Origin of the sequence: Enterobacter cloacae complex sp. IR5422, assembly GCF_049238165.1 — a bacterium.
GTDB lineage: Bacteria > Pseudomonadota > Gammaproteobacteria > Enterobacterales > Enterobacteriaceae > Enterobacter > Enterobacter roggenkampii.
Genome location: NZ_JBMKHT010000025.1, coordinates 49,067 through 62,289, shown reverse-complemented (window position 1 = coordinate 62,289; position 13,223 = coordinate 49,067). Strand labels below are relative to the sequence as shown.

General features: G+C 57.6%; 12 protein-coding genes. 9 read left to right on the top strand and 3 right to left on the bottom strand.

Features of this window, described 5'->3' with window-relative positions:
- The first annotated feature begins 747 nt into the window (after positions 1-747).
- The 9 genes from ACOTXT_RS13705 to trmL all read left to right on the top strand — a co-directional run bounded on the left by ACOTXT_RS13705 (position 748) and on the right by trmL (position 10,834).
- Entirely contained in the window at positions 748-2,655 is a 1,908-nt protein-coding gene (locus ACOTXT_RS13705) for a PTS mannitol transporter subunit IICBA (protein ID WP_023294817.1), read from the top strand.
- A gap of 85 nt (positions 2,656-2,740) precedes the next feature.
- The gene (mtlD, locus tag ACOTXT_RS13700; protein ID WP_084832070.1) at positions 2,741-3,904 is read left to right on the top strand and encodes a mannitol-1-phosphate 5-dehydrogenase; all 1,164 of its coding nucleotides are present in this window, start codon (positions 2,741-2,743) and stop codon (positions 3,902-3,904) included.
- Entirely contained in the window at positions 3,901-4,491 is a 591-nt protein-coding gene (gene mtlR, locus ACOTXT_RS13695) for a mannitol operon repressor MtlR (RefSeq protein WP_045352761.1), read from the top strand. The genes mtlD and mtlR overlap by 4 nt, the downstream gene beginning before the upstream one ends.
- A 58-nt stretch (positions 4,492-4,549) precedes the next feature.
- Positions 4,550-4,912, top strand: a complete 363-nt coding sequence (locus ACOTXT_RS13690; protein WP_021242435.1) for a YibL family ribosome-associated protein — start codon at positions 4,550-4,552, stop codon at positions 4,910-4,912.
- 271 nt (positions 4,913-5,183) lie between these two features.
- Positions 5,184-6,839, top strand: coding sequence for an L-lactate permease (gene lldP, locus ACOTXT_RS13685; protein ID WP_023294815.1), 1,656 nt, complete (start codon positions 5,184-5,186; stop codon positions 6,837-6,839).
- Entirely contained in the window at positions 6,836-7,609 is a 774-nt protein-coding gene (gene lldR, locus ACOTXT_RS13680; RefSeq protein ID WP_032654503.1) for a transcriptional regulator LldR, read from the top strand. The genes lldP and lldR overlap by 4 nt, the downstream gene beginning before the upstream one ends.
- Positions 7,606-8,793 (top strand): quinone-dependent L-lactate dehydrogenase, encoded by a 1,188-nt coding sequence (lldD, locus tag ACOTXT_RS13675; RefSeq protein ID WP_333165765.1) that lies wholly within the window; start codon positions 7,606-7,608, stop codon positions 8,791-8,793. Before lldR ends, lldD begins: the two co-directional genes overlap by 4 nt.
- A 181-nt stretch (positions 8,794-8,974) precedes the next feature.
- A complete protein-coding gene (locus ACOTXT_RS13670) occupies positions 8,975-10,315 on the top strand; it encodes an aromatic acid/H+ symport family MFS transporter (protein WP_333165767.1) in 1,341 nt (446 codons plus the stop codon).
- A gap of 45 nt (positions 10,316-10,360) precedes the next feature.
- Entirely contained in the window at positions 10,361-10,834 is a 474-nt protein-coding gene (gene trmL / locus ACOTXT_RS13665; RefSeq protein WP_021242431.1) for a tRNA (uridine(34)/cytosine(34)/5-carboxymethylaminomethyluridine(34)-2'-O)-methyltransferase TrmL, read from the top strand.
- On the opposite strand, the gene cysE is transcribed toward trmL, so the two are convergent.
- The 3 genes from cysE to secB form a co-directional block, all read right to left on the bottom strand.
- Positions 10,831-11,652, bottom strand: coding sequence for a serine O-acetyltransferase (gene cysE, locus ACOTXT_RS13660; RefSeq protein ID WP_008502718.1), 822 nt, complete (start codon positions 11,650-11,652; stop codon positions 10,831-10,833). The genes trmL and cysE overlap by 4 nt on opposite strands.
- Before the next feature lie 74 nt (positions 11,653-11,726).
- Entirely contained in the window at positions 11,727-12,746 is a 1,020-nt protein-coding gene (gene gpsA / locus ACOTXT_RS13655) for an NAD(P)H-dependent glycerol-3-phosphate dehydrogenase (RefSeq protein ID WP_008502717.1), read from the bottom strand.
- The gene (gene secB / locus ACOTXT_RS13650; RefSeq protein ID WP_008502716.1) at positions 12,746-13,213 is read right to left on the bottom strand and encodes a protein-export chaperone SecB; all 468 of its coding nucleotides are present in this window, start codon (positions 13,211-13,213) and stop codon (positions 12,746-12,748) included. The genes gpsA and secB overlap by 1 nt, the downstream gene beginning before the upstream one ends.
- Between the last annotated feature and the right edge of the window lie 10 nt (positions 13,214-13,223).

Here is a 13,223-nt window from a genome sequence, read left to right as displayed (position 1 = left end):
GCCAAAATCAGCCACGAAGAGACGATTTTGGGCTGAAAATTGGAAAATTGAGCCACAGGACGTCGATAAAGGACGGTTTGGGGCGTCATATCGGGAGCTGCGGACCACTTAATCGCAACTTCCTTAATAAAACGGTACGCAACCTAATTAATTTTTTTATAAACACGGGGATGTGCTTACTATTTCCGAGCCGGGGAGTATGAGTTTTTATAATATCTCCATGCAAGTTTATAAGCGTGTCAAAATATATCCTGAATAATAATAGACTTAACCTTACAATATGAGCGTAATCCACCTTTTAACTTTTCGCCATACCACACATCAAAAGTGGTTTTTTAGCTTATCGTGTCGTGCCATATCATCCTGGCGCTGAAACGCGAAGCAGAGTTTGCCGCCGATCACAGCCGGAGAAATCTGCATAAAAATATTTTGTGAAATCAGTCACAATCCAGAAACAAACACGCTATGGCAAAACGTGACGGTAATCACACAAAGGGGTGGATTTTGCTTTTTTTCTCGCCATCGTATTTTTTTTGCCCACTTATTTTGTGATTGAGATCACTTCATTGACATCCCTACCCCCTGCCTTTACGTGACACGCATCACATAAATTTTCCCTGTCTGGACAGTTGAACGATTCAGTGCCAGATTTCACAGCATCAGAACAGGGCCCGGCTACCTCTGCCGCCTCATTAACAATAAATCTCGGGCCATAAGCCTAAGCGTAAACAGAAGAAGGGGTGTTTTATGTCATCCGATTTCAAGATCAAAGTTCAAAGCTTTGGTCGTTTCCTCAGCAACATGGTGATGCCAAATATCGGCGCGTTTATCGCGTGGGGTATCATCACTGCATTGTTCATTCCGACAGGGTGGTTGCCTAACGAAACGCTGGCGAAACTTGTTGGCCCAATGATTACCTATCTCCTGCCGCTGCTCATCGGTTTCACCGGGGGTCGTCTGGTGGGCGGTGACCGTGGTGGCGTCGTGGGTGCCATCACAACCATGGGTGTTATCGTCGGTGCGGATATGCCGATGTTCCTCGGTGCGATGATTGCCGGTCCTCTGGGCGGTTGGGCGATTAAGAAATTCGACGTCTGGGTTGATGGTAAGATCAAATCCGGCTTCGAAATGCTGGTGAACAACTTCTCTGCGGGCATCATCGGGATGATCCTCGCCATTCTGGCGTTCCTCGGCATTGGCCCTGCGGTTGAAGTGCTGTCCAAAATTCTGGCGGCAGGCGTTAACTTCATGGTGGCGCACGAGATGCTGCCGCTGGCGTCTATCTTCGTTGAACCGGCGAAAATCCTGTTCCTTAACAACGCCATCAACCACGGTATCTTCTCGCCGCTGGGCATTCAGCAGTCACACGATCTCGGCAAGTCCATCTTCTTCCTGATTGAAGCCAACCCGGGTCCGGGTATGGGCGTACTGCTGGCGTACATCTTCTTTGGCCGTGGCAGCGCAAAACAGTCTGCTGGCGGTGCGGCGATCATCCACTTCCTGGGCGGTATCCACGAAATTTACTTCCCATACGTGCTGATGAACCCACGTCTGATCCTGGCCGTTATCCTCGGCGGTATGACCGGCGTGTTCACGCTGAGCGTCCTGGGCGGTGGTCTGGTTTCTCCGGCCTCTCCGGGTTCTATCCTGGCGGTACTGGCGATGACGCCAAAAGGCGCTTATTTCGCGAACCTCGCAGCTATCTTTGCGGCAATGGCCGTCTCCTTCGTGGTCTCTTCTATCCTGCTGAAAACCAGCAAGGTGAAAGAAGATGATGACATCGAAGCCGCAACCCGTCGTATGCACGACATGAAAGCCGAATCCAAAGGCGCAACGCCACTGGCAGCAGGTGATGTTTCTAACGACCTGAGCCACGTGCGTAAAATCATCGTTGCCTGTGATGCCGGTATGGGCTCCAGCGCAATGGGTGCAGGCGTGCTGCGTAAGAAAGTGCAGGATGCAGGCCTGACCAACATCTCCGTGACCAACAGCGCCATTAACAGCCTGCCGCCTGATGTTGACCTGGTGATCACGCACCGCGATCTGACCGAACGCGCCATGCGCCAGGTGCCGCAGGCACAGCACATTTCGCTGACCAACTTCCTCGACAGCGGCCTGTACACCAGCCTGACCGAACGTCTGGTTGCCGCGCAGCGTCACGAAGACAACGAAGTGAAAGTGCGCTCCAGCCTGCAGGACAGCTTCGACGAGAGCAACGCCCACCTGTTTAAGCTGGGTGCGGAAAACATCTTCCTCGGTCGTACCGCGGCCACCAAAGAAGACGCGATTCGCTTTGCCGGTGAGCAGCTGGTGAAAGGCGGCTACGTTCAGCCTGAATATGTCGACGCGATGCTGGAACGCGAAAAACTGACGCCAACCTATCTGGGCGAATCCATCGCGGTGCCGCACGGTACGGTTGAAGCGAAAGATCGCGTCCTGAAAACCGGCGTCGTATTCTGTCAGTACCCGCAGGGCGTTCGCTTCGGTGAAGAAGAAGATGACATCGCCCGTCTGGTCATTGGTATCGCCGCTCGCAACAACGAGCACATTCAGGTGATTACCAGCCTGACCAACGCGCTGGATGACGAAACGGTTATTGAGCGTCTGGCGAACACCACCAGCGTTGAAGAAGTTCTGGCTCTGCTTAACAAATAACGGTACTCCTCCCTCTCCCCCCGGGGAGAGGGCTAGGGTGAGGGGAAAACGTTCCTCACCCCAGCCCTCTCGGGTAAAAACATTGATGAAGGTTAACACTATGAAAGCATTACATTTTGGCGCAGGTAATATCGGTCGTGGTTTTATCGGTAAACTGCTGGCAGACGCGGGCATTACCCTGACATTCGCCGATGTGAATCAGGTCGTCCTGGATGCCCTGAATGCCCGTCATAGCTATCAGGTCCATGTGGTGGGCGAAAATGAGCAGGTTGAGACAGTATCTGGCGTCAACGCGGTCAGCAGCATCGGCGACGACGTTATTGACCTTATCGCCAGCGTCGATCTGGTCACCACCGCCGTGGGCCCGGTTGTGCTTGAGCGCATCGCCCCTGCGGTCGCGAAAGGCCTGGCAAAACGTAAAGCTCAGGGTATCGACACCCCGCTGAACATCATCGCCTGTGAAAACATGGTGCGCGGCACCACGCAGCTGAAAGGCCACGTTCTCAACGCTGTGGCAGATGAAGACAAAGCCTGGGTGGAAGCGCACGTAGGGTTTGTGGATTCCGCCGTGGACCGCATCGTTCCGCCGTCAGAATCTGCCACCAACGACCCGCTGGAAGTGACCGTGGAAACCTTCAGCGAGTGGATCGTTGATAAAACCCAGTTTAAAGGCGACTTGCCTACTATTCCGGGAATGGAATTAACCGATAACCTGATGGCATTTGTCGAACGCAAACTCTTCACGCTGAACACCGGGCATGCTATAACCGCGTACCTCGGAAAATTGGCCGGTCATCAGACCATTCGTGATGCGATCCTCGATGAGAAGATCCGCGCGGTGGTAAAAGGGGCAATGGAAGAGAGCGGCGCGGTGCTGATCAAACGCTACGGTTTTGATGCTGAGAAACACGCAGCATACATCCAGAAAATCCTCGGTCGCTTTGAAAACCCGTATCTGAAAGATGACGTTGAGCGCGTGGGCCGTCAGCCGCTGCGTAAGCTGAGCGCGGGCGACCGCCTGATTAAGCCGCTGCTGGGCACGCTGGAATACGGTCTGCCGCACGCCAACCTGGTGAAAGGAATTGCCGCCGCGATGCACTACCGCAGCGAGCAGGACCCGCAGGCGCAGGAACTGGCTCAGCTGATTGATAACAAAGGCGCGCAGGCTGCGCTGGCGCAGATTTCCGGTCTGGACGCCAACAGCGACGTGGTTGTGGAGGCGGTTAACGCATACAACGCAACCAAATGATGCACAGTGCGGCGCAGGTTAACCTGCGCCCAAATAATAGATTGTCAGATATGCAGGCAATAATGGAACAAACCCAGGCCTTTGAAAATCGTGTGCTTGAGCGTCTGAATGCTGGCAAAACCGTACGAAGTTTCCTGATTGCCGCCGTCGAGCTGTTAACCGAGGCGGTGAATATCCTGGTGCTTCAGGTGTTTCGCAAAGACGACTACGCGGTAAAATATGCTGTAGAACCGTTACTGGACGGAGACGGACCGCTGGGCGATTTATCCGTGCGTCTGAAGCTGATTTATGGTCTTGGCGTGCTGAACCGACAAGAGTATGAAGATGCGGAGCTGTTAATGGCGCTGCGCGAAGAACTCAACCATGACGGTAACGAATACACCTTTACCGACGATGAAATCCTGGGGCCGTTCGGCGAGCTGCACTGCGTCACCGCGCTTCCTCCGGCACCGCAGTTTGATAACAGCGACCCTGAGCTCTACGCGATGCAAAAGCTGCGTTATCAACAGGTTGTCCGTTCCACGATGGTTCTCTCCCTGACTGAGCTGATTTCCCGAATCAGCTTAAAAAAAGCGTTTCAGAAGTAAGCCTGCTCACATTGGTGTATCCTTCCCTGTAAATTCCCCGTTTTCAGAGTTATTTGTCATGAAAGAAGTCGAAAAGAACGAAATTAAACGCCTGAGCGACCGCCTGGATCTCATCCGCCACCAGATGGCGGGCCTGTCGCTGGTCGAGTCCGCCGAGAAGTATGCCGAGCTTGAAAAAGAGACCGCAAAGCTGGAAGCGGAGATTGAGCGCCTGCGCGAGGTCAAAGGCCAGAAGCTGAGCAAAGAAGCGCAGAAGCTGATGAACATGCCGCACCGCCGTGCGATCACCAAAAAAGAGCAGGCCGACATGGGCAAGCTGAAGAAAAGCGTCCGTGGTCTGGTGGTGGTTCACCCGATGACCGAGCTTGGCCGCGAAATGGGCCTGAAAGAGATGACGGGTTTTTGTAAGACGGCGTTCTGATTTCATGCCGGGTGGCGTTGCGCTTACCCGGCCTACTCTTTTCCCCTTCGCGTGAATTGGTCCAACCAATAGCGCAATCAATCCTCCCCCGGTTCACAATTTCATTATTTCCGCTCACAAAACCATTGCTAGCTCATAACATCTGGTTAACCATTCATTGTCATTAACCCTACAACACAACATTGGCAGGACCACTTTTACACAGACTGTGACGCAGAGATGAGCGGAGACTCACCCGCAGCGCAGGCTGTCTGGTCCCCAGGAGACCTGCATGAGCCTCTGGCAACAAAACTACGACCCGGCCGGAAATATCTGGCTATCGAGCCTGATCGCATCGCTGCCGATCCTGTTCTTCTTCTTTGCGCTGATTAAGCTCAAGCTGAAGGGCTACCTTGCCGCGACGTACACCGTCGCCATCGCCCTGATGGTGGCGCTGTTCTTCTACAAGATGCCGGTCGATCGCGCGCTGGCCTCCGTCGTCTACGGTTTCTTCTACGGCCTGTGGCCGATTGCGTGGATCATCATCGCGGCGGTCTTCGTCTATAAAATCTCTGTGAAAACCGGGCAGTTTGACATCATCCGCTCGTCGATTCTCTCCATCACGCCGGACCAGCGCCTGCAGATGCTGATTGTCGGCTTCTCCTTCGGGGCGTTTCTGGAAGGCGCGGCAGGCTTTGGCGCACCGGTGGCGATCACCGCCGCGCTGCTGGTGGGGCTGGGCTTTAACCCGCTCTATGCCGCGGGCCTGTGCCTGATTGTGAACACCGCGCCGGTGGCGTTTGGCGCGATGGGTATTCCGATTCTGGTCGCGGGCCAGGTGACCGGTCTGGACAGCTTTGAGATTGGCCAGATGGTTGGCCGCCAGCTGCCGTTCCTGACCATTATCGTCCTCTTCTGGATCATGGCGATTATGGACGGCTGGCGCGGCGTGAAGGAGACCTGGCCTGCGGTGATGGTGGCGGGCGGTTCGTTCGCGATTGCCCAGTACCTCAGCTCGAACTTCCTTGGCCCGGAGCTGCCGGACATCATCTCTTCACTGGTGTCGCTGGTCTGCCTGACGCTGTTCCTGAAACGCTGGCAGCCGGTTCGTATTTTCCGCTTCGCCGACATGGGCGCCTCACAGGTCGATCAAACGCTGGCCCGCACCGGCTACACCGCAGGCCAGGTGATCCGCGCCTGGTCGCCGTTCCTGTTCCTGACCGCCACGGTTACGCTGTGGAGCATCCCGCCGTTTAAAGCTCTGTTCGCCCCGGGCGGCGCGCTGTACGACATGGTCATTAACGTTTCGGTGCCGTTCCTCGACAAGATGGTCGCCCGTATGCCGCCGGTGGTGCACGCCGCCACGCCGTATGCTGCGGTCTATAAATTCGACTGGTTCTCCGCCACCGGGACCGCCATCCTGTTTGCCGCTATTCTTTCCGTGGTGTGGCTGCGCATGAAGCCTGCGGCGGCGGTACAGACCTTTGCGGCGACCGTTAAAGAGCTGATGCTGCCGATCTACTCCATCGGCATGGTGCTGGCGTTCGCGTTTATCTCGAACTACTCCGGCCTGTCATCAACGCTGGCACTGGCGCTGGCCCATACCAGCCACGCCTTCACCTTCTTCTCGCCGTTCCTCGGCTGGCTGGGGGTGTTCCTGACCGGTTCCGATACCTCGTCTAACGCCCTGTTTGCCGCACTGCAGGCAACGGCGGCCCAGCAGATTGGCGTGTCGGACGTCCTGCTGGTGGCCGCGAACACGACGGGCGGCGTGACCGGGAAAATGATCTCCCCGCAGTCCATTGCCATTGCCTGTGCGGCGGTGGGACTGGTCGGTAAAGAGTCGGATCTGTTCCGCTTTACCGTGAAACACAGCCTGATATTCACCTGCATGGTCGGAGTGATCACCACCCTGCAGGCCTATGTCTTAACCTGGATGATCCCATGATAGTGATGCCCAGACGCCTGTCCGACGAGATTGCCTCTCGCGTGCGGGCGCTGATTGAAGAACAACAGCTGGAAGCGGGCATGAAGTTGCCCGCCGAACGCCAGCTCGCCGCCCAGCTTGGCGTGTCGCGCAACTCACTGCGCGAGGCGCTGGCGACGCTGGTCAGCGAAGGGGTGCTGGTAAGCCGTCGCGGCGGCGGCACCTTTGTACGCTGGCAGCATGACGACTGGTCCGAGCAAAACATCGTTCAGCCGCTGAAAACGCTGATGGAGAACGACCCGGACTACAGCTTCGACATCCTTGAAGCGCGTCACGCCATCGAAACCAGTACCGCCTGGCACGCGGCCATGCGGGCAACCGAGGCCGACAAAGAGAAACTCATCGCCTGCTTTGAGGCCACGCAAAGCAGCGACCCGGATATCGCCTCCCAGGCGGACGTGCGCTTTCACCTGGCGATTGCCGAGGCGTCGCACAACGTGGTGCTGCTCCAGACCATGCGCGGGTTCTTCGACCTGCTGCAATCCTCCGTGAAGCAGAGCCGCCAGCGGATGTATCTGGTTCCGCCGGTGTTTGCCCAGCTGACCGAACAACACGAGGCGGTGCTCAACGCCATTCTGGCCGGCGATGCCGAGGCCGCACGCAAAGCGATGATGGCGCATCTCGGTTTCGTGCACACCACGATTAAACGATTCGATGAAGACCAGGCCCGACAGGCGCGTATTACCCGTCTGCCTGGCGACAGTGATATTTCCAGGGAGAACAAAGCATGATTATTTCAGCAGCCAGTGACTATCGCGCCGCGGCGCAGCGCATTTTGCCCCCGTTCCTGTTCCACTACATTGACGGAGGGGCGTATGCCGAATACACCCTGCGCCGCAACGTGGAAGACCTGTCGGAGGTGGCGCTGCGCCAGCGCGTGCTGAAGAATATGTCTGACCTCAGCCTTGAGACGAAACTGTTCAACGAAACGCTCTCCATGCCGGTAGCGCTCGCACCTGTCGGCCTGTGCGGCATGTACGCCCGCCGTGGTGAAGTGCAGGCCGCCGCCGCGGCAGATGCCAAAGGCATTCCGTTTACCCTCTCTACCGTCTCGGTCTGCCCGATTGAAGAGGTCGCCCCGACCATCAAGCGGCCAATGTGGTTCCAGCTGTACGTCCTGCGCGATCGCGGCTTTATGCGTAACGCGATGGAGCGCGCCAAAGCGGCGGGCTGCTCCACGCTGGTCTTTACCGTTGATATGCCGACCCCCGGCGCGCGCTATCGTGACGCCCACTCCGGCATGAGCGGCCCGAACGCTGCGCTCCGTCGTTACTGGCAGGCCGTGACCCACCCGCAGTGGGCGTGGGATGTCGGCCTGAACGGTCGTCCGCACGATCTCGGGAATATCTCGGCGTATCTGGGTAAACCCACCGGGCTGGAGGATTACATCGGCTGGCTGGCGAACAACTTCGATCCGTCCATCTCCTGGAAAGACCTGGAGTGGATCCGCGAATTCTGGGATGGCCCGATGGTGATCAAGGGGATCCTCGACCCGGAAGATGCCCGCGATGCGGTCCGCTTTGGCGCAGACGGGATTGTGGTTTCTAACCACGGCGGCCGCCAGCTCGACGGGGTGCTCTCCTCCGCCCGCGCCCTGCCGGCCATTGCCGATGCGGTGAAAGGCGATATTGCCATCCTGGCCGACAGCGGGATCCGCAACGGGCTGGACGTGGTGCGCATGATTGCACTGGGTGCCGACAGCGTGCTGCTGGGGCGCGCGTATCTGTACGCCCTGGCGACCGCGGGCCAGGCGGGCGTGGCGAATCTGCTTAACCTGATCGAAAAAGAGATGAAGGTAGCGATGACGCTGACCGGTGCAAAAACGATTAGCGAAATCAGCAGGGATTCTCTGGTGCAGGAGTTGAGCAAATTACCGGCCGCGCTGGCTCCGCTTGCTCAGGGAAACGCGGCCTGAATTATCCCTCGTTAACACCTCTTCTCACGCGTCCGATCTCCCCCTCGGGCGCTTTTTTATGCCAAAAATAACATCCAGATAACATATTGGATAAGAAAATTTGACATCTACCTGTCGCCCGCAATTGTATAGACAAGCAAAGACAAGAACACAAAAACAACATCACATCAGAGGGGAGCGTATGACCTATTCAGGTAAGGTGGATATTCAGCAGGTGATCGACGACAGCCGCTTTTCAGGGTTTCACTGGCTGCTCATTGTGCTGGGCTTTCTGGTTCTGGCGATCGATGGCTTTGATACGGCGGCGATGGGCTACATCGCGCCTACGCTGTCGGCAGAATGGGGGATCCACAAGCAGGATCTGGGGCCGGTGCTGAGCGCCGCGCTGCTGGGGCTGTCGCTGGGCGCGCTGATTGCCGGTCCGGTATCGGACCGGATGGGGCGCAAGCGCGTGCTGGTCTTTTCGTGCCTGTTCTTCGGCCTTGCGAGCCTGGGGACGGCCTGGGCGCAAAGCCTGAATACCCTGACGCTGTGGCGCTTCCTGACCGGCCTGGGGCTCGGTGCCGCCATGCCGAACGCCATTACGCTGATCTCCGAGTTTGCCCCCCAGCGCTGTCGCGCCATGGCGATCAATACCATGTACTGCGGCTTCCCTCTGGGTGCGGCGGGCGGCGGCGCGATCTCGTCCTGGCTGATTCCCCACCACGGCTGGCGAAGCGTGCTGCTGACCGGCGCAATTGCACCGCTGGTTTTAACGCTGCTGCTGGCGCTGCTTTTACCGGAGTCGGTGAAGTTTCTGGTGCAGCGCGGGAAAGATGTCATGCAGGTCCGCCGTATCGCCAGCCGGTTCTCGCGCAGCACGCTGGAGGGCGTCACGGGCTTTTTCCTGGCGGAGGAGAAGGTCGCGTCGAAAAAAGGGAGCGTGTCGCAGCTGTTTTCCATGCCCTGGCTACCCGGCACCCTGATGCTGTGGATCACCTACTTTATGGGACTGGTGATTTATTACGTCCTGCTGAGCTGGATGCCGACGCTGATGCAGGGCATGGGCTATGCCCTGGCGGAATCCGCATGGCTGACTTCGCTGTTCACCTTCGGCGGTACCGCGGGGATCCTGCTCGCAGGCTGGATGATGGACCGCTGGGAAGCGCACAGGGTGGTTGCGTGTGGTTTCGTCCTGACGATGGGCCTTATTCTGTTACTGGGCATTGAGCATAACCATATCGCCCTGTTTGGCGGGCTGATCTTCCTGATGGGGATCGCGATGAACGGTGCGCAGTCGGGCATGCAGACCCTGGCCGCCACCTTTTACCCTACCGAGTGCCGCGCGACGGGCATCGCCTGGATGCAGGGGATCGGCCGCTTTGGCGGCGTGGCGGGAACCATGACCAGCGCCCAGCTTCTTTCCATGCAGTGGCAGGCGGACAGTATTTTAATGATCCTCAGCGTGCCCGCCCTGGTGGCCGCGGCGGCAACCGTCTACAAAATGCTGTACAGCCGCTCGCAGGAACCCGGCGTCGCGTAGTTCCTCTCTTTTCTGCTATCCTGCCCCCGCAATTAAGGGGGCAGCATGCTTAACATCGTTTTATTCGAACCAGAAATTCCGCCGAATACCGGCAATATTATCCGCCTGTGTGCCAACACCGGTTTTCGTCTGCACATTATTGAGCCGATGGGCTTTACGTGGGACGACAAACGCCTGCGTCGCGCAGGGCTGGATTATCATGAATTTACCGCCGTTATTCGCCACCACGATTACGCCGCGTTTCTGGAAGCAGAGCAGCCGCAGCGCATGTTCGCCCTGACCACCAAAGGCACGCCAGCGCACAGCGCCGTAAGCTATCAGGCAGGTGACTATCTGATGTTTGGCCCGGAAACCCGCGGCCTGCCGGCCACGATCCTGGATGCCCTGCCCGCTGAGCAGAAAATCCGTATTCCGATGATGCCGGACAGCCGCAGCATGAACCTGTCGAACGCGGTGTCGGTGGTGGTGTATGAAGCATGGCGCCAGCTGGGATATCCGGGCGCCATTCTCAGAAGTTAAATGCCGTCACCATACTCGAAGGTATGGTGAATGCCGTTGAAGTGCTGATCCATATCCATGGACGGCTTATCGCTGTCTGGCTTACCGACGATGCGCGCCGGTACGCCAGCGGCGGTGGTGTGCGGCGGCACCGGCTGGAGCACCACGGAGCCTGCGCCGATCTTCGCGCCGCGTCCGACTTCGATATTGCCGAGGATTTTGGCACCCGCGCCAATCATCACCCCTTCACGAATTTTCGGATGGCGATCGCCGCTGGTTTTCCCGGTACCGCCCAGGGTAACCGACTGCAGAATCGAGACGTCGTCTTCAATCACCGCCGTTTCCCCGACAACGATCCCGGTGGCGTGGTCGAGCATGATCCCGCGGCCAATCTTCGCCGCCGGGTGAATATCAACCTGAAACGTCACGGAAACCTGGTTTTGCAGGAAGATCGCCAGCGCGCGGCGGCCTTCATTCCATAGCCAGTGGCCAATGCGGTACGCCTGCAGGGCGTGAAAGCCTTTCAGGTACAGCAGCGGCGTAGAATATTTATCGACCGCCGGGTCACGGGTGCGCACCGCCTGGATATCACAGGCGGCAGACGCAATCATTTCAGGGTCAGCGGCGTAAGCCTCTTCCACCACCTCACGAATCGCAATCGCGGGCATGATCGAGGACGCCAGCTTGTTGGCGAGCATATAGCTCAGCGCGCTGCCGAGGTTTTCGTGCTTGAGTAGCGTTGCGTGGTAGAAACTGGCCAGCATAGGCTCACAGTCGGCCAGCGCCCGGGCTTCGGCTTTAATGTTATTCCAGACGATATCCAGTTCTTCACACGGCATTGCTTACTCCAGACGATAGTTAATGACCAGCCAGTTCTGCGCTGGCTGGGTCATTCAGGTGACAACGGTTCCGACTAGTTACTGCTGCGCTCGTCCTTGCGCGCACGACCTAATAAGGTCAATGCTGCCTCGCGCGCATTTTTTCCGCAATACAATACCTGATAAATTTCCTCGGTTATTGGCATTTCGACACCGAAACGGTGCGCCAGCTCGCGGACTTCTTTGGTATTGCGGTAGCCTTCCACCACCTGGCCAATCTTCTCCTGCGCGTCTTTCACATCGCTGCCCTGTCCGAGCATCATGCCAAAGCGGCGGTTACGAGACTGGTTGTCGGTACAGGTCAGCACCAGGTCGCCCAGGCCCGCCATTCCCATAAAGGTGGCCGGATCGGCACCCAGCGCTTCGCCCAGGCGGGACATCTCGGTCAGACCGCGGGTGATCAGCGCCGTACGGGCGTTGGCACCAAAACCAATGCCGTCGGACATCCCGGCGCCAATCGCAATCACGTTCTTCACCGCGCCGCCCAGCTGCACGCCGATAAAATCGGGGTTGCTGTAAACGCGGAAGCTCTTGCCGCAGTGCAGCAACTGCTGGAGATCGTCGGAGAAGGCCCGATCGGTGGAGGCCAGTGAAATCGCCGTCGGCAGGCCAGCGGCCAGCTCTTTGGCAAAGGTCGGGCCGGAGATGACCGCCAGCGGGATCGCATCACCCAGCGCTTCGCGGGCAACGTCCTGCAGCAGGCGTCCGGTTTCGGCTTCCAGTCCTTTCGTCGCCCAGACAACGCGCGCATCCGGGCGCATCAGCGGCTTAATCTGACGCAGCACGTCGCCAAAGACATGGCTCGGAACCACAATCAGAATGTTGCGGCTGGCCGCCAGCGCGGTCGCAAGGTCGCTTTCAAGGTGCAGGGTGTCAGGGAACGGAACGTCCGGGAGAAACGCCACGTTACAGCGGTCGCGCTGTAGCGTCGCGATATGTTTTGGGTCGTGGCCCCACAGGACCACATCGTGACCATTTCTTGCCAGCGTGATGGCAAGAGCGGTGCCGTATGAGCCGGCACCGATCACAGTCATTGACGCATTAACAGTGCTCATCAGGCATCCTGATGTTGTTCAGCACCTTCGCCAGCTTGCTGCTGCAGATAGTTCATGAACAGCGCATCAAAGTTAACTGGCGCAAGGTTCAGTTGCGGGAATGTACCGCGAGAAACCAGGCTGGTGATGCATTCACGTGCATACGGGAACAGAATGTTCGGGCAGTACGCACCCAGGCAATGCGCCATCTGGTTGCCTTCGATACCGCCGATGGAGAAGATACCGCCCTGCTGTACTTCACACAGGAAAGCAGTCTCTTCGCCCAGAGAAGCGGTCACGGTCACACGCAGTACGACTTCATACACGTCATCAGCCAGTTGGGTTGATGCGGTATCCAGATCAAGTTTAACCTCTGGCTGCCAGTCTTTCTGGAAAACGTGCGGCGCATTTGGCGCTTCAAAAGAGACATCTTTGGTGTAGATGCGCTGGATCTGGAAAATCATTTCATTATTGCTTTGTTCTGACATGGAAATACCC

Excerpts from the sequence above, each read along its gene's own strand:
- secB (WP_008502716.1), bottom strand. The coding sequence starts at position 13,213 with ATGTCAGAACAAAGCAATAATGAAATGATTTTCCAGATCCAGCGCATC.
- ACOTXT_RS13670 (WP_333165767.1), top strand. The coding sequence starts at position 8,975 with ATGACCTATTCAGGTAAGGTGGATATTCAGCAGGTGATCGACGACAGC.
- lldD (WP_333165765.1), top strand. The coding sequence starts at position 7,606 with ATGATTATTTCAGCAGCCAGTGACTATCGCGCCGCGGCGCAGCGCATT.
- gpsA (WP_008502717.1), bottom strand. The coding sequence starts at position 12,746 with ATGAGCACTGTTAATGCGTCAATGACTGTGATCGGTGCCGGCTCATAC.
- cysE (WP_008502718.1), bottom strand. The coding sequence starts at position 11,652 with ATGCCGTGTGAAGAACTGGATATCGTCTGGAATAACATTAAAGCCGAA.
- ACOTXT_RS13690 (WP_021242435.1), top strand. The coding sequence starts at position 4,550 with ATGAAAGAAGTCGAAAAGAACGAAATTAAACGCCTGAGCGACCGCCTG.
- mtlR (WP_045352761.1), top strand. The coding sequence starts at position 3,901 with ATGATGCACAGTGCGGCGCAGGTTAACCTGCGCCCAAATAATAGATTG.
- trmL (WP_021242431.1), top strand. The coding sequence starts at position 10,361 with ATGCTTAACATCGTTTTATTCGAACCAGAAATTCCGCCGAATACCGGC.
- lldP (WP_023294815.1), top strand. The coding sequence starts at position 5,184 with ATGAGCCTCTGGCAACAAAACTACGACCCGGCCGGAAATATCTGGCTA.
- lldR (WP_032654503.1), top strand. The coding sequence starts at position 6,836 with ATGATAGTGATGCCCAGACGCCTGTCCGACGAGATTGCCTCTCGCGTG.
- ACOTXT_RS13705 (WP_023294817.1), top strand. The coding sequence starts at position 748 with ATGTCATCCGATTTCAAGATCAAAGTTCAAAGCTTTGGTCGTTTCCTC.
- mtlD (WP_084832070.1), top strand. The coding sequence starts at position 2,741 with ATGAAGGTTAACACTATGAAAGCATTACATTTTGGCGCAGGTAATATC.